Raw genomic sequence first — 26,133 nt, 5'->3', positions numbered from 1 at the left:
GGGCGTGGGCTCAGAGGGTGGTCACCGAGACGGTGCGAACGGTGCCCTGGGACGAACGGATGGTGGCGGTCGGGTTGGCCGATGGCACGACGAGCGTGTTGTTCAGCGTCAGCCGCCAGCGTCCGGTGACCGGTACCGTCGTCGTGCCGAGCGTGACCAACCCGTTCGGGGTGGTGACCTGCACGGTGATGGTGTTGCCGGTGGTCACCGACGAGGTGCCGGTGAAGTCCCAGTTGAAGCGTCCGCCGGAACGGGCCTGCACGGTCGAGGTGGTGATCGTGAAGGTCTCCGCGGCAGGCCGTGGCGACACTTGCACCGTCACGGTCGCCGGCGTCGACTGGGCGCCGAAGCTGTCCCGGGCGATGTAGGTGAAGGTCGTGGTGAAGGCCGTGGTCACGGTGGCCGGTGGGGTGTAGGTGATCACCGTACCGTCAGTGCTGACCGTGCCGCGGCCAACGGCCGGTTGGGTCAGGCTGGCGACGCCCAGCGGCGTGTTGCCTTCCGGATCGGTGTCGTTGGCCAGGACGTTGATCGGGATCGCGACGCCCAGCGTGGCGACGCTGTCGGCGACGGCGGTCGGTGGCTGGTTGGGCGCGACGGTAATCGTCACGGTCGCCGGGTTCACCGAGGCCAGGCCTTTGTTGTCCTGGGCCTTGTAGGTGAAGGTGGTGGTCAGCGGAGTGTTGACCACGGCTGGCGGGGTGTAGACCACCGACGTGGTGCCGTTCAGGACCACGGTGCCTTGGCCGGCCGCCGGTTGAGTCAGCGCAGTGATGCTCAGCGGCACATTGCCGTCGGGGTCACTGTCGTTGGTCAACAGGCTGAGGGTGATGGGCACGCCGAAGCTGGTGCTGCCGGTGTCGGCGACGGACAGCGGTGCCTGGTTCTCACCGGTGTCCGGTGCGCTGCCGACCACGACCACCGGTTCGGTGTCGCTGCCGCCGGCGGCGGACTTGACCGTGACGGTGGCTGGGGGCTGAGTCAGGTCAGCCACGGTGATGCGTTGCAGGGTGCCGGATTTCGACAGGCGTCCGTAGCCTTGGGCAACCATGTCCGGCACCGTGACTTCATCGGTCGAGGTGGCTTCGATCAGCAGGCTGTGGTTGGCCCAGCTGTAGCGGGCGGTCTGGATTTTCACCACGTCGGTGAGCTTGGCCGAGACAGCCGTCGGCCGGGTCGTGCCGGCCGGGTTGGTGGCGGTCACGACCACCACCGACGGCAGGGGGCCGGTGCCCAGGCGCTGGCCGAAGAACAGCCCGTTGTTGTCACCCAGCAGACTGGTCTCGCAAGGTGTCGGCGGCGGGCCGGGCAGCAGCGCTACCGTTTCGCGGAAGCACAGGGTCGAGCTGCTGTCGGCCTTGGCGAACACTTCGGCGCGCACACCGGCCGAAGTCCGGCGATAGGTGGCGCGGTCGATGGCGACCTGGGTCTGCTGCCGGTTGTCGAGGACCTTGCCGGCGACGGTGAACAGGTTGGTCTGAATGGTGCCTGCGCCGGACGGACCGACGATCCGCAGGAAGTTGGTGTTGAACGGGCTGCCGGTCACCGCTTCGGTGAGGTTCGGATCGCCGACGAAGGTTTCGATGCCGCCGGTGTCCGGATTCACTTCGGTATACGGTCCGTTGACGCTGCGCAGAAATGGCCCGATGTCACCGTTGAGCGCACCGCTGAAGTTGCCCGGCGCGCCGATGCCGATGTCCCTGGTGATGTTGATCGCCCGCCGGCCCGGCGTGGTGACGTTGACGGTTTCAACGCCGTACGGGTGGGTGATGGTGTAGGTGCCGGCCACCGGGACGTTCACCCGGATGCGGATCCGCGCGAAACTTTGCTGATCGCCATCCGCCGGATTTTCCGAGGCGAACGCCGCCTCGATCCCGGCCACGTAGGCGTCCACGCCGAAACCGGCGCCGTTGTCGGGGATGGCGGTTTCGGCCAGGAACCAGAAAGCTTCCGGCGGCCAGTTGTCGGGGAACACCATCGGCAGGCTGTCGTCATAGACGCCCGGTTCCGGCAGCAGGGTGCACATGTACGCCGGCGGGGTGCTGACCGGCACCCGCGAACTGGCAGCGCGGGACTGGCAGAGCTCCATCGACAGCTGATTGTTGTCCTGGTACCACATCGGGAATTTCCCGGTGGCGAAGGTGTAGGGGCCGGGATCGACGGCGGCCAGTTGCGCGAACGCACTGCCGGTCAGCGAGATTGTCAGCCCGAGCGCGTTGAGCGCGAAGCGTGGCCACTTGTTCATGATGCCTCCTGATGCGGATCTGGGCATGTGAGCGTTCATTGCACGATGACCACTTCTTCGGTATCGCTGCCGCCGTTGGACGACGTCACCCGAACCCTGGCCGGTGGTATCGGCGTGATCCCGGTGGCCAGGGTTTTCTCCGCGCCGTCGCCGCCCAGCGCACCGATGGTGGCGCCGGTGTCGGAGGTGGCGGTGAGCACCGGTGGCGAGGTTTCGTCACTGGTCGAAGCCACCACGGTCAATTGCCCGGAACTGAGGCTGTACTCGGCGCGCTGGATCACCACCAGGTCAGTCAGCGTCATGGGCAGGGTGGTCGGTGAGCTGGTGGCGATTGCCAGGTGGTTGTCGGCGGTCACTTGCAGCACGGTCGGCAAGGTCGGGTTGACCGCCGATTGCGCGTACCAGCTGCCGGTGCTGTCGGCTTCTGTCATGTTCACGACGGGCGTGCTGCTGGTGATGGCGGCGGTGCCCGGCGCTGGCGGCGCTTTGACGAACACGTCTTGTTGGGCCACCGGTGCGCTTTCGCCGGGCTTGCGTGAGTAGGTGCTGCGCTCGGTGATCAGAGGCGTTGGCCGAACCACTGTCGACAATTTGCCGGACACGGCGAAGGTCGTGCTGCGCAGGTCAATGCCGCCCGGGCCTTCGATGCGCACGTAGTTGGTATTGAACGGGCTGCCGGTTACCGCCTCGTTGAGATTCGGATCGCCAACGAACTGTTCAGCCGCGCCGGTCAACGGGTTGGTCTCGGTGTACGGCCCGTTGACGCTGCGCAGGAACGGACCGATGTCACCCTTGAGCGCGCCGTCGTAGGTTTGCGGGATGCCGATACCGATGTCGCGGGTCATGTTGATGGCCCGCTGGCCGGGTGTATCGACGGTGAACACATCGACGCCGTACGGGTGGGTGATGACATAGGTGCCGGCGGTGGGCACGTCGACCCGGATGCGGATTCGCGCGAAGCTGACCTGATCGCCTTCCACCGGCTCTTCGGCGGCGAACGCGGCTTCGACGGCGCTGACGTAAGTCAGGTCGATGCCGCGTGCCGCATCGACAATGGTGGTTTCGCCGGTGAACCAGAACGCTTCATCGGGGAAGTTGGTGGGGAACACGATCGGTTGCGCGTCATCGAACACGCCGGGGGTCGGCAGCAGCGAGCACATGTACGACGGGGCGCCCGGGGTGCTCGGTACGCGGGAGCTGAGCGCTTTGGACAGGCACAGATCCAGAGTGCGACCGTGGCTGTCCTGATACCAGCTGGCGAAACCGCCATTGGCCGGTGTGTAGGGACCCGGATCGACGGCGAACAGAGCGGCCTGGGCAATGCCCTGGGCCAAGGCGCTCACGACCAGGACGGTCGCGGTTTTGGACAGTAAAGGGTGCATGAGTTAATCCCTCTAGCAAAGTACCTGCCCCGTGGGATGGGTCAGTTGCAGAGGGCTTTACAACTTCCATACCAACGATCGGCCAACTGGCGGCAAAGGCCCGTGGCGCAAGGGTTCGAGGGTGGGCATGGGAGAAAAGGACGCTCGCCCTGATAGGGCGACTGTCCCCAGCATTGGGGATTGTGGGGGCATGAACGCTTGGCGGTTTTCGCCTGACCGGGAAATTGGTTGAGTGTGGGGCCGTTCACCCCCCGCATCCGGACAAACACCCAACCGTGGGCTATAACCCTATAGGGACGTATCGGGAAGTCGCCGCCATGAACATGCAGTCACAATCGCTACCGGTCGAGGAGGGCAGCCAGCGGCTGAGCTCGCGCAAGCAGCCGTTCAACCTGTTGCGCTGGTTTTCATTGATCAGCATGGCGGTGATCGGCACCGTGGCCGTGGCGCTCGGGGCGGTATCGACACGGTTCGTGATCGAGGAAAGCGTGCAGCGCGATGCCCTGCTGACCGCGCAGTTCATCCAGGCCATCGCGTCGGCGGAAGTGCGCCACGTCTCGATCCCCAATATCCGCACCATGGGCGAGTTGCTCGACCCGCGTCAGGACAACGACTTTCCCGATGTCGACCCGGCGGCCCGAGCCAGTGCCCGGGGCGAATTTCTCGATCACATCGAACATTTGCCGGACGTGATCCTCGCCAACATTTATGCGCCGGATCGTACCGTGATCTGGTCGACCAACCCCGCGTTGATGAACACCCGGATTCATGCCGACGAAGACCTTGACCGGGCGTTCGATGAAAGGATTCCGGTGTCGGCGAGTTACCACGATGTGGACAAGGCCCGTGAAGAACAGAAGTTCGTGGTGCCGCCGGAATACATCTTCATCGAAAACTACATCCCGCTGTTCGACGCCGAGGGCAAGAACGTCACGGCGATGGTCGAGATCTATAAAGAGCCGAAAGACCTGATCGCCCGCATGGAGCGCGGCCTGACGCTGATCTGGCTGGCCACCGCGCTGGGCGGCGGACTGATTTATCTGGGGCTGTACTGGATCGTGCGGCGGGCGGCGATCCTGCTGGCGGCCCAGCAAAAACAACTGATCGCCAACGAAACCTTTGTTGCGCTGGGTGAGATGTCTTCGGCGGTGGCCCACAGTCTGCGCAATCCGCTGGCGACCATCCGCTCCAGTGCCGAGCTGGCGCTGGAGTTCGATGCGGGGCCGGCGCAGAAGAACATCAAGGACATCATCGGCCAGGTCGATCGCATGTCGAAGTGGGTGCGCGAGCTGCTGCAATCGTTGCGACCGCTCAACGATGACCCTGAACCGGTGAACCTGGTGGCGGCGCTGCACGACAGCCTGATGGCGTTCGAGCAACAGATCGCCAAGGCCGGCGTGCAGGTGGTGTTTCACCCCCAGCAGACGCCGATGGTGCTGAGCCAGCCAGTACAGCTCGCACAGATCCTCAACAGCCTGCTGGCCAACGCGCTGGAAGCCATGGACAAGGGCGGCACGCTGACCATCACCCTCGAACCGAGCGACAGCCGTGGCGTGAGCGTCATGCTCAGCGATACCGGCAAAGGCATGAATGAAGAGCAGCGCAGCATGGCGTTCCGGCCGTTCTTCACCACCAAGCAGGGCGGCCTTGGCGTGGGGCTGGTGCTGGTCAAACGGATCATGGAGCGCTTCGGAGGCGGCGTGAGTCTGGACAGCCGCGAAGGCGAGGGCACCACCGTTCGTCTGGCGTTTCAGCTCATCCAGTAAATCGGGGTGAACTTCCCCCAGCAGTGGGTGTCAGGCCCCGGTCACCGGGGAGTGGGGAATGCAACAGCGCCTGCAAGTCCCTGTTACAACTGGAAATGATTTTTTGGCGAGGTAATTGCAAAACACCATCACCCCTTCCTTAGATGAGGCGGTTGGTGATGGACAGAACAACGCATGACCCCAAAAAACGCTTCCTGTTGACGCCACTGAGCGTCTTTCTGATGTTGACCCTCGGCCAGATGACCGGGGTTCGAGCGAGCCCGATCGACGACGAGAATCAGCCGGAAGCGTCCGACCCGTCGGCCTATTACGACGAGCCCGAGGACCGCGCCGGCGCCCTCAACGCGATCCTGACGATGCCCGAAGCCAACGAAGACTCCTTCGATCTGCCCGACGGGGTCAAAGGCACGCGGGACACGACGCGTACGGAAAACATTCTGCCGCCCACCGTCCAGACCAGTTTCAATTACCCCACCAACGGCAAGCCGAGCCCGCTGTACGGTGCTCAGCCGTTCACTCAGCAACTGATGCTGTTTGAAGAGTTCGGCCCGGAAAAACTCGACCCGACCACACCGGCAGCGCCCTTGAGTTTCCCGCCAGCCGCCATCGGCCCGGCGCCGGCGCAAGACCCGAACAACATCGCCCGCAGCGCGCCTCCCGGCACGGCGCTGGATGCATTTCTGCGTCAACCGGGGCTCACGCCATTTCCGAGCCAGTACGCCAACGTGGTTGACCGCAACCCCTGGCAATCGCAGATCGAACTGTTCCTCAACCGGCATATCGGCTCCTCTGCCGAAGGCCGGCCACCGGGAAAAGGCTGGGCCCATCAGCGCTGGAACGAGTTCTACCCGCAAGTCGCCTACAAGACCGTGCAGACCGGCGCGCGCCTGAACGGCGGGCTGCGTGACAGTCGGCAGATGCACGGTTATGCGGTCGGCGAGTTCGGCCCCGGCGGGCTGTACCACAACGTCGCGGGCATACCGGCGACGGATGGCGCGGCCAAGGGGGTCGACGTTCGCTTCCACCCGGCGATGCCGGTGCAGAACCACAACTCGGTGTGGACCTTCGACGGCACGCTGCCACCGAAACTGTTGATGGTGCGCTACGGCCAACCAGTGTTGATGCGGCATTACAACGGCTTGCCGATCGATCCGTCGGCCAACCGTGGCTTCGGTCTGCACACCATCAGCACTCACGAGCACAACGGCCATGCGCCGGCAGAGAGCGATGGTTATGCCAACGCGTTCTTCTTCCCCGGCCAGTACTACGACTATCGCTGGCCGATCCAGCTTGCCGGTTACGACAGCATCAACACCAAGGCCGAAGATCCGCGCGCCGCATTCCCGTGCGCGCCGGGAGAAACCCTGTGGGTCAACGACCTGCAGCCGGCGAAAAAGACCTGCGACCACGGCACCATCAAGATTCGCGGCGACTACCGGGAAACCATGAGCACCCACTGGTTCCACGACCACATGCTCGATTTCACCGCGCAGAACGTCTACAAGGGCAACGCGGCGATGATGAACTACTACAGCGCCCTGGACCGCGGCAACGAATCGGTGAACGACGGCGTCAACCTGCGCTTTCCCAGCGGCAGCGCCTTGCCGTGGGGCAACCGCGACTACGACGTCAACCTGGTGTTCGCCGACAAGGCCTGGGATCAGCAAGGTCAGCTGTGGTTCAACCCGTTCAACACCGATGGCTTCATCGGCGATCAGGTGCTGGTCAACTGGCAATGGAAACCGAGCCTCGACGTGCGGGCGCGCAGTTATCGCTTCCGTCTCCTCAACGGTTCGGTGTCGCGCTACTTCAAGCTCGCCCTGGTGCGTGAAGTCAAAGGCAGCGGCGGCGAATTCCCGGGGCCGAAAAACGCTGGCGTGTCGTACAGCCGCGTGCCGTTCCACATGATCGCCAACGACGGCAACATCATGGAACACAGCGTGCCGTTCGACGGTTCGATGGACCTCGATGCCGACGGCGACAAACAGAACCACAACGCGATTCTGCCGACCCAGGGCATCGCCGAGCGGTTCGACATCATCGTCAACTTCGCGAAAAACGGCATCAAACCGGGCGACAAGCTGTTCTTTGTCAACCTGCAAGCCCAGGACGACGGCAAGGGTCCGAAAGAAGTGATCCCGCTGGCCGACGTGCTGTCGGAGAAATACCTGGCGGTCATCAAGCAGGCCAGCAAAGGCCCGCAATGGGACCGGGGCGACCCGGTGGTGGGCAAGGTCCTGCAACTGAACGTCAAGGCTTATACCGGCCAGGATCTGTCGATGAACCCGGCCGCCTACGAGCCCGCCAGACCGGGCAAGGCGGAAGGCATGGTGATGATTCCGCTGAAGATCCACCGCGACAACGCTGCCGACAAGGCCTTGCTCGCCAAGGCGCTGCACCGGACGTTCACCTTCGGCCGCGCCGACGGTACCGATGAAGCGCCGTGGACGATCAAGACCGATGGCGGCTTCGGCTTCCACATGGACCCGCGCCGGTTGAATGCCTCGACCAAACTGGCCAGCGGCCCGACCGACGCCGGGGTCAGCGGCATCGGCACCCTGGAGGTGTGGAACATCAAGGCCGGCGGCACGGGCTGGAGCCACCCGGTACACGTGCACTTCGAGGAGGGGATCATCCTCAGCCGTGGCGGCAAGGCCCCGCCTGAATGGGAAAAATGGGCGCGCAAGGACGTCTACCGGATCGGCTCGGAAGCCGACGGGCTGGACAGCGTGGAAATGGCGATCAACTTCCGCGAGTTTGCCGGGACCTACATGGAGCACTGTCACAACACCCAGCATGAGGACAACTCGATGCTGCTGCGTTGGGACCTCGAGAAACCTGGGCAACTTCAGCTGATGCCGACACCGCTGCCAAGCTGGGACGGCGTGCGCTACGTCAACTCCGCTGCACTGCCAACCTTCCGCACTGGCGATGGCGTCGGCCCGCAAGTGACCGTGAAACCATGAGCCGGGAGGGAGCCGACATGACCCAGCCAACGCCGCGCTCCCGCGCCCTGGGCATGCATCTGATTCTGGTGCTGGTCACCTGCCTGCTCGGCAGTCAGGTGCTCATCGCCCATCAGGCGCAGTCCGACGGTGCCAGCGAATCCGCCACCCCGTGGGGTGGCGACTATTTCCCCAATACCCTGCTGACCGACCAGGACGGTCGGCAGGTGCGGTTTTTCGATGACCTGATCAAAGACAAGGTGGTGGTGATCAACTTCATCTTCACGTCGTGCAGCGACTCCTGCCCACTGGAGACCGCGCGTCTGCGCCAGGTGCAGAAACTGCTGGGGGACCGGGTCGGAAAAGACATCTTCTTTTACTCGATCACCCTCGACCCGTTGAGCGACACCCCCGCAGTGCTCAAGGCCTATTCGCAACGCTTCAGGGTCGGCCCTGGCTGGAAGTTCCTCACCGGCGAGTTCGAAGATGTCACCGAGCTGCGCAAGAAGCTCGGGCTGTTCATCGAAGGCGTCGACAATGGCCGCACCAAGGATCACAACCTGAGCCTGATCGTCGGTAACCAGAGCACCGGGCGCTGGATGAAAACCTCGCCGTTCGAGAACCCGTGGATCCTCGCTGACCAGCTCGCCAATACGTTGCAGAACTGGAAACAGGCCAGCACCGCAGAGAGTTACGCCGACGCCCCGCAGATCCGTCCGCCGAGCAACGGCGAAGAACTGTTCCGCACCCGCTGCGCCTCGTGCCACAGCCTTGGCCCGCAGGATGGCGAAGGCATTGGCATGCGCAACATCGGCCCGGACCTGATCGGCGTGACCCGCCAGCGTGACCCGGCCTGGCTCAGTCGCTGGATCCGCGAACCGGACCGCGTGCTGGCGGAGAAAGACCCGATCGCGCTGCAACTCTATGAGCAATACGAGCGCATCCCGATGCCCAATCTGCGTCTGGACGAGGCCTCGGCACAGTCGATCATCGACTTTCTGAGTGCCGAAACCGAGCGTCAGCATCCGTCGGTGCAGCCCTTGGCTGACGGGGCGTTGACGCCAGTAAAACCGGCATCTGCGAGCGAAACGGTGAGTCGTATGCGGTAGCGGCTAAATAGCATCATTGAACCGTGTGTCACGGTCATTGCCACCTACACTCACTCGTAAGGCGGCGCTGACCGACGCGATACAAAAAAAACACCAGGGCACTGCCATGCACCGACTGGAAGAACAGAAAACATCGGCACCGAACCTCGCGCTGGCGGCCATCAAGAGCTGGGGCGGGCAGTTCAATCTGCTGCGCTGGTTTTCGCTGGCCAGTTTTTTCATCATCGCGGCCGTGGCGCTGGGGCTGGGCTACATCTCCACGCGCTTTGTGGTGACCGAAAGTGTGGAGCGCGATGCCTTGCTCACCGCGCAATTCGTGCAGGCCATCGGCGATGCGGAAATGCGCCACGCCAACATCACGCCGCAACGCACCATGGGCGAGATGCTCGACCCGCGCCAGGATCAGAACTACCCCGATGTCGACGCGCTGGCCCATGCTGCGGCCCGCGCCGAGTTTCTTGATCATGTCGAACACTTGCCCGACGTATTGCTGGCCACGGTGTATGCGCTGGACCGCACGATCATCTGGTCGACCAACCCCGAGCTGATCAACGTCAAGATCGAAGATGACGATGAACTGGACGAGTCGTTCAAAATGAAAGTCCCGGTGTCTTCCAGCTATCACAAGATCGACGATGAGAAACCCGAGCAGCGGCTGTCCCGTGAACCGAAATACCTGTTCATCGAAAACTACATCCCGATGTTCAACGCCGACAAAAGCAAAGTGGTCGCCATGGTCGAGATCTACAAGGAACCGGCGGATCTGGTGGACCGCATCGACCGTGGATTCGCCTCGATCTGGGCCGCGACCATCCTTGGCGGCGCGGCGATTTACCTGGGGTTGTTCTGGATCGTACGGCGCGCCTCGAGCCTGCTGCAGAGCCAGCAACAGCAGTTGATCAGCAACGAAACCTTTGTCGCCCTGGGCGAGATGTCCTCGGCGGTGGCCCACAGCCTGCGCAATCCGCTGGCGACCATTCGTTCCAGCGCCGAACTGGCTCAGGAAATCGCCAGCCCCGGCGCGCAGCGCAACATCGGCGACATCATCAGCCAGGTCGATCGCATGTCGCGCTGGGTTCGCGAACTGCTGGTGTCGTTGCGCCCGATGAGTGATGACGGCGAGGCGGTGGAACTGCTCGCGGCGGTCGAGGATACCCTCGGGGCGTTTGATGCGCTGATCCGGCGCAATGGCGTTGAAGTGCGATTCACGCCCCAGGATTGCCCGCCGGTCGTCAGCCAAAAGGTGCTGCTCACGCAAATTCTCAATAGCCTGTTTGCCAACGCCCTGGAAGCAATGCCCAAGGGCGGCGTACTCAGTGTCGAGATTGAAACAGCGCAGACCGACCAGGTGCGCATGACCCTGAGCGACACCGGCAAAGGCATGAGCGCGCAGCAGCAACAACTGGTCTTCAAACCGTTTTTCACCACCAAGCAGGGCGGCCTCGGGGTCGGCCTGGCGCTGGTCAAGCGAATCATGGAGCGGTTTCAGGGGTCGGTCGTGCTGACCAGCCGGGAGCAGGAAGGAACCCGCGTCAGTCTCAACTTTAGAGTGGCATCGGGAGGGGAATATGGAACACAGCATTCTGCTGGTCGAGGATGACGAACTGCTGGCCGACAATATTCAGACCTACCTGGAGCGCAAAGACTTCGAGGTGACGGTCTGCCACTCGGCCGAGGACGCGCTGGGGCAACTGGAAAGCTTCATGCCGGACATCGTCCTGACCGACAACTCGCTGCCGGGCATGAGTGGTCACGATCTGATCCAGAAGCTGCGCATCAGCGCGCCGGAACTGAAAGTGATCATGATGACCGGCTACGGCAACGTCGAAGACGCAGTGGTGGCAATGAAGGAGGGCGCCTTTCATTACGTCACCAAACCGGTCGCGCTGCCGGAACTCAAACTGCTGCTGGACAAGGCCCTGGCCACCGAACGGATGGAGCGCACGCTGTCGTTCTATCAGGAGCGCGAGGCGCAGAAATCCGGAGTGCAGGCGCTGATCGGCGAATCGGCGCCGATGCTGCACCTGAAAAACACCATCGGCCAGTTGCTCGAAGCCGAGCGACGCATGACCAACGGCGATCTGCCGCCGGTGCTGGTGGAGGGCGAAACCGGGACTGGCAAGGAACTGGTCGCCCGGGCGCTGCATTTCGACGGTGCGCACAGCAAAGGCCCGTTCATTGAGTTCAACTGCGCGTCGATTCCGGCCAACCTGGTGGAGTCGGAGCTGTTCGGTCACGAGAAAGGCGCGTTCACCGATGCCAAGGATCGCCGGGTCGGGCTGGTGGAAGCCGCTGATGGCGGCACGCTGTTTCTCGATGAAATCGGTGAAATGGATCTGGTGCTCCAGGCCAAACTGCTGAAACTGCTGGAGGACCGCACCATTCGCCGGGTCGGCTCGGTGAAGGAGCGCAAGGTCAACCTGCGGGTGATCAGCGCCACCAATTGCAACCTTGAACAGATGGTCCAGCAGGGCAAATTCCGCCGCGATCTGTTTTTCCGGCTGCGGATCATCTCGATCAAGGTGCCGCGTCTGTACGCCCGTGGCGAAGACATCCTGCTGCTGGCCCGTCACTTCCTCGCCAGTCACGGCAAGCGTTACGGCAAACCGAACCTGCATTTCAGCGATCAGGCCGAAGAGCTGCTGCGCAGTTACACCTGGCCGGGCAACGTGCGCGAGCTACGCAACATGCTTGAACAGACCGTGCTGCTGGCGCCAAACGACACCGTCGCCGCGCATCAACTGAACGTGTGCATGAGCCTGTGCGATGACCTGCCGCCGCAGCATCAGCACGAAGTGCAGCATTTCGAACCACGTCCGGCGAGCAACACCGAATCGATGAACCTGCCGGAAGTCGAGCGCGACATGGTGCGCAAGATGCTCGACAAGACCGACTGGAACGTCACCAAATCGGCGCGCCTGCTGGGCCTGAGCCGCGACATGCTGCGCTACCGCATCGAAAAGCTCGGCCTGGCGCGGCCGGACAAGCGTCAGTGGTAAACCGCGTTACTGCGTGGATTGGGCGTGCCGAGGCATTCCAGCACGCACGTCGGGTCCAGCACTTCGTCGTTGACGTAAATGCCGCGCTCGGCATCGTAGGTGCGGATAAACACCCGCACCGTCGCATCGGCTACGGTGGGCAGCTGCGAGTCATGGAACACATGGCGATCCGGGATGACGATGAAATCCTGCGGCGGCGTGTCATCGAACGGCCGAGGCGGCTGGGCCGACAGCGACGGGGGAGCAGGGTGGGCAAAAGGCTGGTCCGACCCGTAATAGTTGAAGTTGCTGTCCAGCGCCTGCACCGGCGTGGCGGCGAGCAGACAGGCGGATAACAGCAGTCGATTGAACATTCCCATGGCAGCACCTGTGGAAGCGGATTTCCCCAAGGCTATTAACTATAGCTGCCCGCGGTGCAGGCGTTGGTGCAGACGCAGGCGGCTTACAAGTTCGCAACAACCTGTTGCGCGAGGCTGGACTAGACTCGGGCCGCTCAATTGTGAGCATCGCCCGGAGTGTGCCATGGAAGTGCCAAACAATAAAAACGCCATTGAGAGCAATCGTCAGGCGTGGAACGATTCCGCTCGTCATCATCAGGACTCGCCCGACTGGCAGGCCTTGCTGACCGAGGTCACGCAGGCCGATTTTTCCTGCCTCGACGACACCCTGCGCGGCGTGCTCGAGCAGGTCGGTGTCGATGGCAAAGACGTCGTGCAAATGGGGTGCAACAACGGCCGCGAAAGCCTGTCACTGTTCGCCCTCGGCGCACGGAGCGTGGTCGGTATCGATCAGTCCGGCGCGTTTCTCGAACAGGCCCGCGAACTGAACAAGCGTTCGCCGCACAAGGCCGAGTTCATCGAAGCCGATATCCATCATTTACCTGAATCGCTGCGCGCCCGTTTCGACGTTGCGTTGATCACCATCGGCGTCCTCAACTGGATGCCCGACATCGGCGAATTTTTCCGCCATGTCGCCTCGACCCTCAAACCGGGCGGACGGCTGGTGATCTACGAAACCCACCCGTTCCTGGAAATGGTCGACCCCGAGGCCGAGGACCCGTTTCGCCTTGCCAGCTCGTATTTCCGCGAAGAACCGTTCGTGCAGGAAGAGCCGATCGTCTACGTCGGCAAGGTCGAACAGCCGGCGGCGAAGTCTTACTGGTTCGCGCACACCCTCGGCGCGCTCTTCACCGCCGCCCTCGAGGCCGGCCTGAACATCACGCACTTCAAGGAATACCCGCACTCGAACCGGGAAGAAGTGTATGACCAGTACCAGAACCGCGAGGCGCAGATGCCGCTGTGTTTTACGTGGGTGGGGGTGAAGCGCTGAGGCGCGAATGGAGCATTGCGAAGGCGGCCGAATGGCCGCCTTCGTTGTTTCAAGCCTGCGCAGCCGCCGTCACCACCGGCCGTCCCGGCTTGCGCAGTGGATCCAGGCGTGAGCCTGCGTAGCGGGTTTCGCGGAAGAACCGCCATTTGCCGAACAGGCAATAGACGTGGGTGACGCGGCCCTGTTCGTGATAGCCCATGCGGATGTGCAGTTTCAGCGCCGGGATGTTGTGGGTTTCGCAGACGTCCACCACCTTGTTGCAACCCTGGGCGGCCATGGCTTCCCAGAGGGCGACCTGCACGTCTACCGACAGGCTGCTGCCGAAGTAGGCGCGGATCATTTCACCGCCGAACTCGAAGAACTCGCCGGGTTTGACCGGGAAGGTGCAGCCGTAATAGTGGCGGTCGTGGTAGTCGCGAATGCTGCCCCAGATAAACGCCACCGCATGGCCGTCGGCGTCCAGGTACATGTGCCCGGTGTGCCCCTCGTTGGCCAGCTCGGCCATGGTCTGCACCCGGTCACCGAAATGCTTGGCGAACGCGCCGGCATTCTGTGCGGTGATGTCGACTTTGCGCAGGCCGTCGTAGGGGCGCAGTTTGTGCGGCGGTACCGGGCTGACCAGGTCGCGCTCCATCCACAACAGTTCCCAATGGAAGAACACGTAGCGTTTCCACAACGTGCCGAAGGTGCGGCCCAGGCCTTTTTGCTTGATACGTTCACGCAGCTTTTCAATGACGCTCATGATGCCCTCCGAGGCCGGAGCCCGGGTGTTGTGGATGACGCTTTTGTGGGTATAGATCAAGCCGGCAAATTCATGTCAAAGCGCCAGCTTTGAAAGTATTGCAAGTTATGTAACGGTTCAGAGTGCCTCGGCACCCCGCAGAAAGTCCTTGTTCAGATCGGCATAGGAAACCCGTGGAACGCCCGTCAGTCGCTGCTCTAGCAAGCGGCTCAGGGACTCTTCGGGTTGCAGATAGGCGTCGCCGAAATCCGCCCCGAACTGGTTCGGATGGGCGACGATTTCCAGCACGCCGTCGGTCGGCGCCGGGGCGTTGCGCAAATCGACCGGCGTGCAGACGTAATCCGCGGTCACACCGGCCAGACTCTGCAACCGACGGTTGAGCAACCCCTTGAACACACGTTTGGGCAGGCTGAGGTTTTGTCCCAGGTTGCGCGCCAGGCGCACGGGCACCCCTTGATGGGCGGCGAAGCGCGCGACGATCTCGCCGATCGGCCAGATGTTGTGCACGTGCTGATGCGAATCGAGGTGGCTGGGACGCATGCCCTGATCGACACAGCGTTGCCACTGCGCCTGCAATTCTTCCTGCACCGCCTCGCGATCTTCGCGGCCCAGCCACAGGCTGTGGCGCGGCAGGTTGAGGTCGAACACGCCATGGCTGTCGCAGAAGGTGCGACGCTCGAGAATGGCCCGGCTCAAGGGCCGGCCGTAGGTCAGGTTGAAATGCAGACCGATCCGTCCTGCCAGCAGCGGCAACCGGGCCATGGCGCAGGCCGCTTCGAACGCCGGCATGTTGGCCATGGCGGTAGCGGAACTGATGACCCCGGCCTGGAACGCACTGAGGATCACCGCGTTTTCGTTCGGGCTCAGGCCGAAATCGTCAGCGTTGACTATGACTTGGCGTGGCATGTTCGCCCTCCTTGGTGAGGTGTTTTACCGGTGTCGGGGTGGCCGCCGCTTTTACGGTTGCACGCTTCGCCCGCCATTGTTGCAACGCCGGCTTGAGCCGGTGCCAGACGCGCAGCCCGAGCCCCAGCAACAGTCCGCTCGGGCGCCAGGAATAGAAACTCCAGCGCCAGTGCTCCAGTTGCCCGGTCATGCGTTCGTGCAGTTGATGGCTGGAGTTTTCCAGGCTGACCCGCGAGGCATCGATCCAGCGCCAGTTGTCGTCCAGCCCCCAGCGAATCCACTCCTCCAGCAACACCCGACCGCTGCCCAGATCGGCGTATTGCGGCAGGAAGGCGAGGTTGTAATCGTAGAGTCGACCCTGTTCGAGCAGGCCGAGCCGGTAGCTGATGCAACGCCCGTCCAGTTCCAGCATCACCACGCGCACCCGGCCCGACGCGGCGAGGGCAGTGAAGGCGTTTTCCATGTAGCGTCGGCTGCGGTCGCTGGCAAAGATTCCGACGCCTTCGTCGCCTTTCCAACTGACCGCTTCGACTTCGCTGATGACCTGCAGCAACGGGCCCATGCTGGTCGCGTCGGGCGTGATCCGCCGGACTTCGGCAGCGCACGCGGCGATCCGTTTGCGCGCCCGGCGCAGTTTGTAGCGCGGGTCGCCCGAGACTTCCTGGCGGTCGGCGTCGCTGATCAGGTGCACCGGTACCCGGCAACTCAAGCGACGTTCGCCGGTGGAGCTGCGGGCCATCCATTCGGTGAGCACGCTTTCGGCGCCCAGCGGCTCGGCGATTTCGTTGAGTTGCAACAGGGCGTGGGGCATTCGCTGACGAATCAGCCGCAGGACCTGGCGCATGTCTTTGGCGTCCAGCCGTGACAGCAACGCCAGGCGATCGGCCAGTGGATAACCCAGGTGATGCACCACCCGAAACGGCACGCCGAAAAACCGTTCACGGCTCGCCACCAGCGGCAGGCACAGGCGCAATTCGTCTGCTTCCCAACCCAGCAATACGTGCAGCCGCTCGTGCGCGTCGAGCGCCTGCTCTGCCGCACCCAGCCAGTCGAGGCTGTTGAACGGCGTGTGGTCCGTCACCCGCAGGCGCAGCGCTTCATAGGCCGCCGCCGGGAAGTCAGGTGCGCACAACGAAGTGCGCCATTCGAATCGCGCCATAGGCTCAGGTCACCGTGGCTGTGACAGGTGGACGGGAAGGTTTGCGCAATGCATCCAGGCGCGAGCCGCTGTAGCGGGTTTCGCGGTAGAAGCGCCAGCGACCGAACAGCTGATACACATTCATGATCCGGCCCTGTTCGGTATAGCCCATGCGCAGGTGCAGCTTGAGCGCCGGGATGTTGTGAAATTCGCAGACGTCCACGACTTTGTCGCAGCCCTGAGCGGCCATGGCGTTCCACAGTTCCAGTTGCAGGTCCACCGACAGTTCGGTGCCCCAGTACGAGCGGGTCAGTTCGCCGCCGAATTCGAAGAACTCGCCGGGTTTCACCGGGAACAGGCAGCCGTAGTAGTGCCGGTCGAAATAGTCTTGGGCGGTGCCCCAGATGAAGGCCACCGCATGGCCTGATCGTCCAGGTGCATGTGCCCGGTGTGATGTTCCCGGGCAAGCTCCGCCATGGTGCCGACGCGGTCGCCGAAGTGGCGGGCGAAGGCGCTGACGTTGTCCGGGGTGATCTTCACCACTCGCAGCGGCGGGTAGGGTTTGAGGCTGTGGGGCGGCACCGGACTGACCAGGTCGCGCTCCATCCACAGCAGTTCCTGATGAGAAAAGACGTAGTGCTTCCACACTTTGGCCAAGGTGGCCCGCAGGCCTTTGTGTTTGATGTGATCGCAGAGTTTTTGCAGAACATTCATGGTCGTGGCTCCTGATGACGAGTCATCGCGCGGCCAGAGGCCAGCGCGGCCGGACATCAACAGGGCGGTCATGAGGCGTTCCAGCGCAGGGCAAACAGGGTCTGTCCCGGCAGTTCGAAGCGCACGCGGCCGTCCTGACAGCGAAACGGCGCATCGCGGCTGCGGTTGTCGGCGCCGAAATAACGCAGCGCGCCGTTGTTCATCGGGCATCTGGCGCCCGCCAGGTCGACATGCTGCAAACGCGTGCCTTTGTTCACACCGAGCAGTCCGCGTTGATCGTCGCCGGCCATCGCCAGCACATCGACTTCGAACGCATCGTTCTCCAGCCACAACACGTTGTGCAACCAGTGCTGCTGGATGAACTGCTGGGCCAGCCCCACCGGCTTCAACTCGAAGCGATCATCGCCCAGCACTCGCAACATGCCTTTGGGGTACTGCGGCTCATCGGCGGCCTGGAACCAGTTGAGCATGGTCAGCAAACCGTCCTGGGAGGCGTTGATCACCACCGAGGCCCACCACAGTGAAGTGAAATGGGTTTCCTGATCGTAGGGGCTCAGGCTTGAACCGCTGGACAGGTTGGTCTGATCCAGCAGCAAGGCCTTGCGCGGCTGGCCGCGGGCGTCGAGGCCGACCAGCTCCGCCGCCCGCCGCACGCTGTCGCGGTATACGCGGGTGGCGAGCAGGTCGCGAATCATCCATTCGTGCCAGGCCAGCGCATCGACCTGTTCGGCGGATTCACCGAGCAGGCGCCGGGCCCAGTCGATGCCGCGCTTGCTGGCTGCATTGTCGGCGAAGGGGCCATTGACCAGCCGCGAACTGGCCGGCATCGCGATGCGCACGCCGGCCCTGGCATTGGCCGGATCGCTGCGCACTTGCCGGGCCATGCTGGTGAAGATCGAACGGTATTGCTCGTAGCTCGAATAGTTCAGGTTGGGCTCGTCGGCGAACCCGATGTAGTGCGTGCCTTTGCCGCCCAGCGCCCGGGTGCCGGCGAGCCAGGCGTCGAGGCCGTTGTTGCTTTGCACGTCGGCGCGCAGATCGGCCTGACGCTGGCTGCCGGCGAGCAGGGTGATGTCCTGACGAATGCCGAAGCGATCCTGATAAACCTGGCGAAATGCATCTTCGAACTGCGGTTGTCTCGCCGTCACGTCGACAAAACTGTAGTAACTGGCGGCCGTCGGTTTCAGTACGTCGAGCAGCGGATGGCTGGCGGGCGGCGGCATCACGTAGGGCAGGGCGATGCCCAGATCCGGGGTGCGCCCCAGGACTTTGTCGTGCAGGGTCAGGTGCGTCTGGCCGTCGTCTTCACGCAGCGGTTTGAGCTGTTGCGGATTCTGCGCGAACAGATTGGCCGTGCCGTCGAGCCAGAACGCCGCTTTGCCGCTGCCTTGCAGACGCAGGCGCCAGACCTGTTCGCGTTTGCTGACCGGCAACGCCACCTGATCGAACTGCCAATAGGCGCGATAGGGTTTGAGCGCCAATGTCAGTGGCTGGCCGTCGCCGACCCGTTGCACCTGCAGGGCGCTGACCCCGCCGTGAAACTTGCCCGCCAATATCGCGTGCTCACCGGCGGCGACCTTGAAATACAGTTCATCGCCGTTACGGGTTTCCGCGCTGAAATGCACTTTGGCCGGGGCGAACAGCGCCACGGTGTTTTCGTCGTGTTCGACCCGGTAACTGCGGAAGCTGTAGCCGGGGATTTCCAGCTGATAACTCGCGGCGCCCGGCGCCAACGGCCAGCTCTGGCTGCCACGGGTTTCACTGGCCTTGATGAAGCGCTCGCCCTGCAATCGCCCCCGGCCGTCGAGCAGGTAAATGTGCTCTTCGTTGGCCTCTGCCTGCCACGCCGGCGCCCAGCGCACGGTCACTGTGTCGGGATGATCGGCTTGCAGGTACAGGCTGCCGTCGCGAATGTCGCCCCAGCGCATCGACGCCGCGAGGGCGTCCAGCGACAGGCCGAGACCGAACAGCAGGGACAGGCCTTTCATGCCGATTTCCGTTGTAAGAAGCGTCGTTGCAACATCAGCCACATCGGCGTGAGGTCGCTGGGCAGAATGATCAGGGTTTGCCAGAACGCCACGCCGCTCAACCGGCAGTACAACACCAGCATCGCCACGGTCACCGCCAGATAGGCAATCGACGATGCCGCCGCGGCGCCGACGATGCCGTAGGCCGGAATCAGCAGCAGGTTCAGCGCGAGGTTGAGCAGCGCACCAAGCCCCATCAGCAGCGACACCGTGCCGGGGCGGTTCTTGCCGATCAGATCCAGGCGCAGGATGCTCGCGTAGCACAGGCCCAGCAGCCCCGGCAGCAATGCCAGCAGCGCTGGATACGCCGGCTGGTAGGCGACGCCGAACAGGGTGACGATCAGCCATTCGCCGATCACGGCCATGGTCAGGCAGGCGCCGAGCATCACCGTGGCGGTCAGGCGCAGGGCCAGCGGGGTGACCTTGTCCATGCCTTCGTCCTGCTGCAGCAGGCGCTTCATCAGCGGCGTGGTCACCGCTTCCGGAACGATCAGCAGCAACTCGGCGGCGGCGCTGGCCATCGCGTAATGCCCGAGGGCAGTGCTGCCCAGCAGGGCACCGATGAACAGGTAATCGGAACGCAGGATCACTTGCTGGAACAGCAGATCCGGGTGACTGCGCGCACTGAAACGCAGCAATTCGTACTGGCTGGCGCGATCCCATTGCAGCTGCAACGGCTGCGCGCGTTTGAGCCACAGCCAGCCGACCAGCACCACCAGACTGATGCCGGCCAGCCAACTGATCAGCGCCGCTTCAAGCGCCGCTTCTTTCCACATCCAGAACAGGGCGAGAAACAGCAGCAGCGGCGCCAGGGATTCCACCAGTCGCAAGGCATTGAACGCGACCACGCCGCCGGACGCATTGTGCAAGGTCAGCAGACCGCTTTTGAGCACGGTCAACGGCACCGCCAGCAGCAACAGCCACGCCAGCAGACCGAGTTGCATGGTCACGTCCAGTTCGCTGCCGAATTCGCGCACCAGCGCCACCACCAGCAAGGTCAACAGACCCGCCAGCAAGCAGCCGAACACCAACACTTGCGCGAGCAACAAGCCCATCGGTCGTTGCTTGGCGGCCTGATAACCGACCGCCGAATTCAACCCGCCGCTGGTGGCCGCGCTGATCAGATCCGGCAGGGTGCTGAGCAGGGCGAACAGGCCCCGTTCGCTGGGCCCGAGGATCCGCGCCAGCAGCACATTCCTCAGCAGGCGCAGGGCGATCATCGCCAGTTTGGTGCCCATGCTCAGCGCCAGGTGCTTGAGGTAATTGCCTCGACTCATGGCCGTGCCCCGCGATAGATCCGCCACGACAGCAGTTGCGGGTTGCGTGCGGTGCGCTGGCTGACACCGAAGCGCGGCAGATTCAGCGGATCGCCGGTGCCGCGATAGAGGCCGGTGCCGGTGCCGAGCGCGAAGGGGTAGTCGTGATTGGCGATCTGTTCGCGCACGCGCTCGTCGTTGTCGCCGTTGGGGTAGCAATACACCGGCAGCGGCCGGTTGCAGCCGTTTTGAAGAGCATCGCGGCTGCGGCTGATTTCTTCGCTCAGACGCACATCGTTCAGGCCCGTGAGGATCGCGTGACTGGCGCCGTGAGGGCCGAAACGCACCAGCCCCGAAGCTTCCATCGCCCGCACTTGATGCCAGTCCAGCGCTTGCGGCAATGACTCCTGCGGACATTCGTCGGTCAGGTGTTCGAGCATCATCGGGTCGAGCGCCTTCAGGCTTTGCAGGTAATGCAACAAGGTCAGACTGCGACGATCCACATCAATGTCGTCCAACAGCACCGGCAACGGCTGCCCCACCGAACGCAGACACTCGATCAAGTGCGTGCGGGCTTTTTCGCCATGGCTGCCCCACAGGGTTTCACCGATGCTTTCCCACCAGAAACGCTGACGGCTGCCGATGAAATCGGTGGAGAGAAAAATGCTCGCCGGCACCTGATGTTTCTGCAGCAGCGCGAAGGCGTTGGCGGCGTTGTCGCGCCAGCCGTCGTCGAAGGTCAGCGCCACCTGCGGACGCTCGCTGCGCAAGGCGTTGGGCTGCAGGATCTCCATCAGCGGCACGCAATCGAAATGCTTGCGCAGCCACACCAGCAAATGCTCGAAGGCCTTGGGCCCGACGCACAGTTCGTTGCGGTGCGGCAGGTCGGCGGCGCGGTCATTGGACAGCACCCGGTGCAACATCAGGATCACACCGGCGCCGTGCAACTGGTGTCGCCCCACGGACGAGTTGAGATAGAGCCAGCCGCTGGTGCGTTTAATCAGTTGTTTGATCGCCATGGCTCTGTCCCTCTCAACGGTTTTGGTCAGGGTTCCACTGGGCATAACGCTGGCCGCGCAGGAACTGCCACAAGCCGATGCTCATGCCCGCCAGTGTCACCAGCAGGAACGCCGCAAGGCGGAACGGCTTGGGCAAGCGGTGTTGTGCATCCAGCAGGCCGGCGATTGCGATGGCGTAGCCGATCAGTTGGGCGATCAGGCTCAGGCGATAGAAACCGTGCTCTTCCCACAGCCAGAAGTTGCTCAGCAGCAGCGGCAGCAACAGGATCGGCGCCAGGCGCCGGATCAACTTGTGGCTGATCAACGCAATCGCATACAGCCCATGCTTGAACGGATTGAGCAGCTCGCTGCGTTGCGCCAGGCTTTGCAGGCCGCCGACGGTGACCCGCTGGCGCCGGCGGAATTGCTTGTCCGCTTCGTCCACGCCGTGGTCGATCACTTGCGCTTCGGGCACGTAGACGATGCGCTTGAACTTCACCGGCGCACAGGTGCTGATGAAGAAGTCGTCATTGACCTCGGCCGGTACGTTCTCGAACAACTCGCGGCGCAGGGCAAGCAGGGCGCCGTCGGCGGAGACCATGCACCCGGTGCGATTCTCGACCCGGCGCAACCAGCCCTCGTAGTGCCGATAAAGACTGTCGCCGATGCTCAGTCCGCCACCGGTGACCGGGATCACCATGTGTCCGGCACAGGCGCCGACCTGCGGGTCGCTCAGGGGCGCCAGCAGGTTGCCGAGGGTTTCCCGCGACCATTGGTTGTCGGCGTCGGTGAACACCAGAATGTCGCCGGTGGCCAACGCCGCGCCGGCATTCAGCGTCGCCGCCTTGCCCTGGCGGGGCAGGTCGAGCACGGTGATTCGCGGGTCAACGACCTTGTGCGCGCAGGCCACGGTGTCGTCGGTGGAACCGTCGCTGGCCAGAATGATTTGCAGGGTCGTCGGCTGATAATCCTGGGACAGCAGCGAGCGCAGCTTGTGTTCGATGTGCCGCGTTTCGTTGTGGGCGGCGATGACGATGCTGATGTTCAGCGGCGGGGCCGGGCTGTGGCGCCACGCCGGAAACAGCGGCGCGAGCAGCGTCAGCAGCAGTGGATAGCCGACGTAGGCGTACGCCGGCAGCAGCAGGCACATCCAGAAAATGAATTCAGCCACGGGCAGGCCTCCTGGCGTTCCAATGACACAGACTGAGAATGAACGCCGCGCCCGCCAGATGCAGACGCAGCCAGTGCAGGCCCCACAGTTGCAGGGTCAGGCAGACGTTGCGGTGCCTGGCGCTCTGGCGCACGCTGAGCACCAGCCCCGGCACCAGGGTCAGCATCACCATGATCACGGCGTGATGGGGAAAGCCGTCGAGCAGGGCGGATATCGCCAGGAAATCGAGAATCCAGACGAAGATCGACAACATTGGAAATCGCAGCAGGCGCAGGCTGAAACCGTGGCTGCGCAGCAGTTGCAGATGACTGCCCTGGCGCCACAGTTCCTTGCCCATCCACTCGCGCCAGTTCATTTCGTAACCCCAGTGCAGCGCGACGTGTTCATTGATCGACAGCAGTCGGGCGCCGTGCTCGCGCAGGCGCAGGGTGAATTCCTTGTCTTCGCCGGTGCGCAGGGTTTCGTTGAAACCGCCGACCTTGTCGAACCAGCGCCGGCGCAGCAACAGGTTGGCGCTGGGCAGCCAGTCGACGGCATGGCTGGTGTGTCTGCTCGGGCGCAGGGTCCGGCGCTGCCAGGCAGTGGCGTACCACGGCGCAGCGGCGGGGGTGTGCAGATCGAGACCGAAGACGTCGGCCTGGCCGCTGGCTTCGATGTCGAACAACGGCAGCAGCCAGTCTTCGGGCATTTCGACGTCGGCGTCGATGAACGCCAGCCATTCCCCGGTGGCAATGGCCGTGCCGCGATTGCGCAGCGCACCGATCAACAGGCCCGGCATCACCAGTACGTGGGCGCCGAACTGCCGGGCGATCTGCGGTCCTTCGTCACTCGAACCGTTGTCGACGACGATCAGTTCACACTCGACATCCGCCGCGTGCGCCGCTTTTTGCGCGGCCAGCAAGGTGCGGCCGATGTGCCGGGCCTCGTTGTACATCGGAATGACGATACTGATCCGGCTCATGCCCTGGCCTCCGTCATCGGTGCCTGCTCGGCTTTGAGGCGCAGGACGCAGGTCATGGCGAGCATGATCCACAGGTATTTCTGGTTCGGCGCGCTGAGGAACATCAGGAACAGCGTCAGCGACAGAAAACTCACCCCCAGATGGGTCATCAGATCCGCCTGCTGCCAGTCACGCCGCAACATCCACGCCTTGCGCGCCCGCGCCAGGTTGTACAGGCCCAATCCAAGCATGCCGACAAACATCAGGCCGGCGGGCACCCCCAGTTCGCTGAAGATTTCCAGGTAGGTGTTATGCGCCCGGCGGTACAGGTCGCCGACTTTGCGGTTGGCGGAAAACGCCTTGGCGTAACCGGTGGTGGCGTAGTGCAGCGGGAAGGTGCCGGGGCCGGAGCCGAGCAGCGGGTTTTCGCGGATCATCTGGCTGCCGACCACGATGTACGAGGCGCGGCGGCCGAGGGATTCGTCGTTGTGCCCCTTGGCACCGGCGCTCAACACGCTGAGGGACTGGATGCGGGCGATGTAACCGGCGGGCATCGCATAGATCGCCAGCGGAATCACGATCGCCGCGCCAAGCATGGCAAAGCCCAGGTGACGCGGGCGAATCCGCGCCAGTTGCGCGCGGTAGTGCCAGCAACCGATCACCAGACTCAGGGCCAGCACCACCAGCCCGGAGCGCGATTCGGTCTTGGTCATGCCGCCGAGCAACAGCAGGCAGCAACCGCCCCAGAACAGCCGATGCAGCAGGTTCGGGCTGCGGATCACCAGCAGCAACGCCATTGGAATGGCGAACGCGATCAGCAGGGCGAAGGCGTTGGGGTCTTCGAGCAGGCCGGCGGCGCGGCCCTGATCCTGGAATTTGGTAGAGAACATGGCCATGGCGCAGGTCGTGCTGACCGCCAGGGTCACCAGCCGGGCGAACAGGTCCAGGTTCAGCTCGCGGCCGATCAGCAGGGTGATGACAAACAGAATCAGGCCGACGCTGATTTCCCGCAGATGACCGAGCGACATGCCCATGTCATCGGTGTTGAGCAGGCTCAGAAAGTACAGAACCATGAAGGCGATCAGGAAACGCCAGATATTGCTGCGCAGGCGATCCGAGGGAATCTGATGCATCGCCAGTTGCAGCATCAGGATCACCGCCAGCGAAGCACCGATCAGTTTGCTGCCCGACAGCGGGTTGTCCTTGAAGAAACCTTCGAACGGCACCAGGGCGACGATGCCGAGCAGGCCCCAGGTCGGTTTGCGGTACAACACCGCGAACCCCACCAGACCGAGCACTGCGCCCGGCGCCAGATAGGGCCAGGGGCTGGCCAGCAGAGCGATGCAGGCCAGCCCCAGCAGACTGACGATCGAGAGCGGAAGAATCATGCGCGTGCCTCCCGTGCCGTGCGGATGTACAACTGCGACCAGCGTTCGGCCAGGGCCTTGAGGTCGTAGCGGTCCTGTTGCGTGCGTTTTGCGTTGTCGCGCAGTTGCCGCGCCAACCCGGGCTCGGACAGCAGGGTATCGAGCTGGCGGGCGAGGGCATTGCTGTCGGTGGGGGCCGCAAGCAAACCGTTGTGGCGGTTCTCCAGCACATCGGGAATCCCGCCGACGCCGAATGCCACCACCGGCACTCCGGCCTGCATCGCTTCCAGCAGAATCATCGGCGTGCCTTCGGTGCGCGAGCTGATCACCAGCGCATCGAGTTGCTGCCACCAGGGGCGCATGTCGGTCTGGTAACCCGGCAGACGGATACGCTGCTGCAAACCGGCGGCGTCGATCCGCGCCTGCAAGTCTTCGCGTTCCGGGCCGTCGCCGAGCATCACCGCGTCGAGCTGCGGATGCTGGTGACACAGCGGGATCAGCGCGTCGAGAAACAGATCCGGGCCTTTCTCACTGCTCAAGCGCCCGACGTATCCGGCGAGCCAGCGTGGTCCTGGCGCCTCGCAAGGCAGGGCGGCCGCTGCCGGCAATCCGTTGGGGATCACCTGCAACTTCTCCGCGCGTACGCTGGCCTGACGGTGCAACAGCGCGATGCTTTCGGCGACACACACCACCCGATCCACCGACGCCGTGCGGCACAGTTGCAGGCTCAGCCAGGTGTAGAACTTCTGCTTGCGGCTGCGCGGGGTGAAGCCGTGCTGGGTGATGACCAGCGGCAGGCGCAACAGCGTGGCGCCGACCCAGCCGAACAACAGCCCCTTGAAATTGTGGGTATTGATCAACGGACGCTCGCCCCGGCGCTGACGCAAGTGCCGCAACAGGGCAGCGAGCCCTGCGCAGCCTTGTGCGTCGACGCCGGCCTCGCGAAAGCGCGCGATCAGTTCCGGCGGCGCATCGAGGAACAGCACCTGGTGCTGCCCCGGTGTCGCCAGGCAATGATCGAGCAACATGCGCTCGGCCCCGTAGAAGCCACCGCTGCTGAGCAAATGCATGATCGGCAGGGCGGCGTTCGGGGTGGACG

19 protein-coding genes and 1 pseudogene are annotated in these 26,133 nt (G+C 63.6%); 6 read left to right on the top strand and 14 right to left on the bottom strand.

Features of this window, described 5'->3' with window-relative positions; all coding sequences use genetic code 11:
* Nucleotides 1-10: 10 nt before the first annotated feature.
* Nucleotides 11-2,245: an Ig-like domain-containing protein gene (locus L6D81_RS24990; RefSeq protein WP_236182337.1), complete on the bottom strand. Its 2,235-nt coding sequence runs from the start codon at nucleotides 2,243-2,245 to the stop codon at nucleotides 11-13.
* Between the two features lie 35 nt (nucleotides 2,246-2,280).
* Nucleotides 2,281-3,627 carry a hypothetical protein gene (locus tag L6D81_RS24985; RefSeq protein ID WP_236182336.1) on the bottom strand — a complete coding sequence of 449 codons (1,347 nt, stop codon included), beginning with the start codon at nucleotides 3,625-3,627 and terminating at the stop codon, nucleotides 2,281-2,283.
* A 317-nt stretch (nucleotides 3,628-3,944) separates the two neighbouring features.
* Here L6D81_RS24985 and L6D81_RS24980 point away from each other — a divergent pair, with 317 nt between their 5' ends.
* The 5 genes from L6D81_RS24980 to L6D81_RS24960 all read left to right on the top strand — a co-directional run bounded on the left by L6D81_RS24980 (nucleotide 3,945) and on the right by L6D81_RS24960 (nucleotide 12,446).
* Nucleotides 3,945-5,393 (top strand): sensor histidine kinase, encoded by a 1,449-nt coding sequence (locus L6D81_RS24980; protein ID WP_236182335.1) that lies wholly within the window; start codon nucleotides 3,945-3,947, stop codon nucleotides 5,391-5,393.
* A 158-nt stretch (nucleotides 5,394-5,551) separates the two neighbouring features.
* Nucleotides 5,552-8,359 (top strand): multicopper oxidase domain-containing protein, encoded by a 2,808-nt coding sequence (locus tag L6D81_RS24975; protein WP_236182334.1) that lies wholly within the window; start codon nucleotides 5,552-5,554, stop codon nucleotides 8,357-8,359.
* A 17-nt stretch (nucleotides 8,360-8,376) separates the two neighbouring features.
* Complete coding sequence (locus tag L6D81_RS24970; protein WP_373874339.1) at nucleotides 8,377-9,447, top strand: SCO family protein; 1,071 nt, start codon at nucleotides 8,377-8,379, stop codon at nucleotides 9,445-9,447.
* A 106-nt stretch (nucleotides 9,448-9,553) separates the two neighbouring features.
* The gene (locus tag L6D81_RS24965) at nucleotides 9,554-11,047 is read left to right on the top strand and encodes a sensor histidine kinase (RefSeq protein WP_236182332.1); all 1,494 of its coding nucleotides are present in this window, start codon (nucleotides 9,554-9,556) and stop codon (nucleotides 11,045-11,047) included.
* On the top strand, nucleotides 11,016-12,446 hold the full coding sequence (locus L6D81_RS24960; RefSeq protein ID WP_236182331.1) for a sigma-54-dependent transcriptional regulator: 1,431 nt from the start codon (nucleotides 11,016-11,018) through the stop codon (nucleotides 12,444-12,446). The genes L6D81_RS24965 and L6D81_RS24960 overlap by 32 nt, the downstream gene beginning before the upstream one ends.
* Here L6D81_RS24960 and L6D81_RS24955 read toward each other — a convergent pair.
* Nucleotides 12,437-12,805: a hypothetical protein gene (locus L6D81_RS24955; protein ID WP_236182330.1), complete on the bottom strand. Its 369-nt coding sequence runs from the start codon at nucleotides 12,803-12,805 to the stop codon at nucleotides 12,437-12,439. The two genes, L6D81_RS24960 and L6D81_RS24955, sit on opposite strands and share 10 nt — an antisense overlap.
* A 163-nt stretch (nucleotides 12,806-12,968) precedes the next feature.
* Here L6D81_RS24955 and L6D81_RS24950 point away from each other — a divergent pair, with 163 nt between their 5' ends.
* A complete protein-coding gene (locus L6D81_RS24950) occupies nucleotides 12,969-13,775 on the top strand; it encodes a class I SAM-dependent methyltransferase (RefSeq protein ID WP_236182329.1) in 807 nt (268 codons plus the stop codon).
* Between the two features lie 49 nt (nucleotides 13,776-13,824).
* On the opposite strand, the gene L6D81_RS24945 is transcribed toward L6D81_RS24950, so the two are convergent.
* The 11 genes and pseudogenes from L6D81_RS24945 to L6D81_RS24895 form a co-directional block, all read right to left on the bottom strand.
* The gene (locus L6D81_RS24945) at nucleotides 13,825-14,517 is read right to left on the bottom strand and encodes a GNAT family N-acetyltransferase (RefSeq protein WP_236182328.1); all 693 of its coding nucleotides are present in this window, start codon (nucleotides 14,515-14,517) and stop codon (nucleotides 13,825-13,827) included.
* Between the two features lie 117 nt (nucleotides 14,518-14,634).
* Complete coding sequence (locus L6D81_RS24940; RefSeq protein WP_236182327.1) at nucleotides 14,635-15,423, bottom strand: ChbG/HpnK family deacetylase; 789 nt, start codon at nucleotides 15,421-15,423, stop codon at nucleotides 14,635-14,637.
* Nucleotides 15,395-16,582: a GNAT family N-acetyltransferase gene (locus L6D81_RS24935; RefSeq protein WP_236182326.1), complete on the bottom strand. Its 1,188-nt coding sequence runs from the start codon at nucleotides 16,580-16,582 to the stop codon at nucleotides 15,395-15,397. The genes L6D81_RS24940 and L6D81_RS24935 overlap by 29 nt, the downstream gene beginning before the upstream one ends.
* Nucleotides 16,583-16,586: 4 nt before the next feature.
* Nucleotides 16,587-17,275 (bottom strand): annotated as a pseudogene (locus L6D81_RS24930) (N-acetyltransferase family protein).
* A gap of 68 nt (nucleotides 17,276-17,343) precedes the next feature.
* A complete protein-coding gene (locus L6D81_RS24925; RefSeq protein ID WP_236182325.1) occupies nucleotides 17,344-19,263 on the bottom strand; it encodes a hypothetical protein in 1,920 nt (639 codons plus the stop codon).
* Entirely contained in the window at nucleotides 19,260-20,579 is a 1,320-nt protein-coding gene (locus L6D81_RS24920) for a lipopolysaccharide biosynthesis protein (protein ID WP_236182324.1), read from the bottom strand. The genes L6D81_RS24925 and L6D81_RS24920 overlap by 4 nt, the downstream gene beginning before the upstream one ends.
* Entirely contained in the window at nucleotides 20,576-21,577 is a 1,002-nt protein-coding gene (locus L6D81_RS24915) for a polysaccharide deacetylase family protein (protein ID WP_236182323.1), read from the bottom strand. The genes L6D81_RS24920 and L6D81_RS24915 overlap by 4 nt, the downstream gene beginning before the upstream one ends.
* Before the next feature lie 13 nt (nucleotides 21,578-21,590).
* Complete coding sequence (locus L6D81_RS24910) at nucleotides 21,591-22,727, bottom strand: glycosyltransferase (RefSeq protein WP_236182322.1); 1,137 nt, start codon at nucleotides 22,725-22,727, stop codon at nucleotides 21,591-21,593.
* Complete coding sequence (locus L6D81_RS24905; RefSeq protein ID WP_236182321.1) at nucleotides 22,720-23,688, bottom strand: glycosyltransferase; 969 nt, start codon at nucleotides 23,686-23,688, stop codon at nucleotides 22,720-22,722. The genes L6D81_RS24910 and L6D81_RS24905 overlap by 8 nt, the downstream gene beginning before the upstream one ends.
* Nucleotides 23,685-25,055, bottom strand: a complete 1,371-nt coding sequence (locus L6D81_RS24900; RefSeq protein ID WP_236182320.1) for an O-antigen ligase family protein — start codon at nucleotides 25,053-25,055, stop codon at nucleotides 23,685-23,687. Before L6D81_RS24900 ends, L6D81_RS24905 begins: the two co-directional genes overlap by 4 nt.
* The gene (locus tag L6D81_RS24895; RefSeq protein WP_373874341.1) at nucleotides 25,052-26,104 is read right to left on the bottom strand and encodes a glycosyltransferase family 4 protein; all 1,053 of its coding nucleotides are present in this window, start codon (nucleotides 26,102-26,104) and stop codon (nucleotides 25,052-25,054) included. The genes L6D81_RS24900 and L6D81_RS24895 overlap by 4 nt, the downstream gene beginning before the upstream one ends.
* Between the last annotated feature and the right edge of the window lie 29 nt (nucleotides 26,105-26,133).

Source organism: Pseudomonas sputi (assembly GCF_021603585.1).
Taxonomy (GTDB): Bacteria; Pseudomonadota; Gammaproteobacteria; order Pseudomonadales; family Pseudomonadaceae; genus Aquipseudomonas; species Aquipseudomonas sputi.
This window is presented reverse-complemented; position numbering and strand designations above follow the sequence as displayed.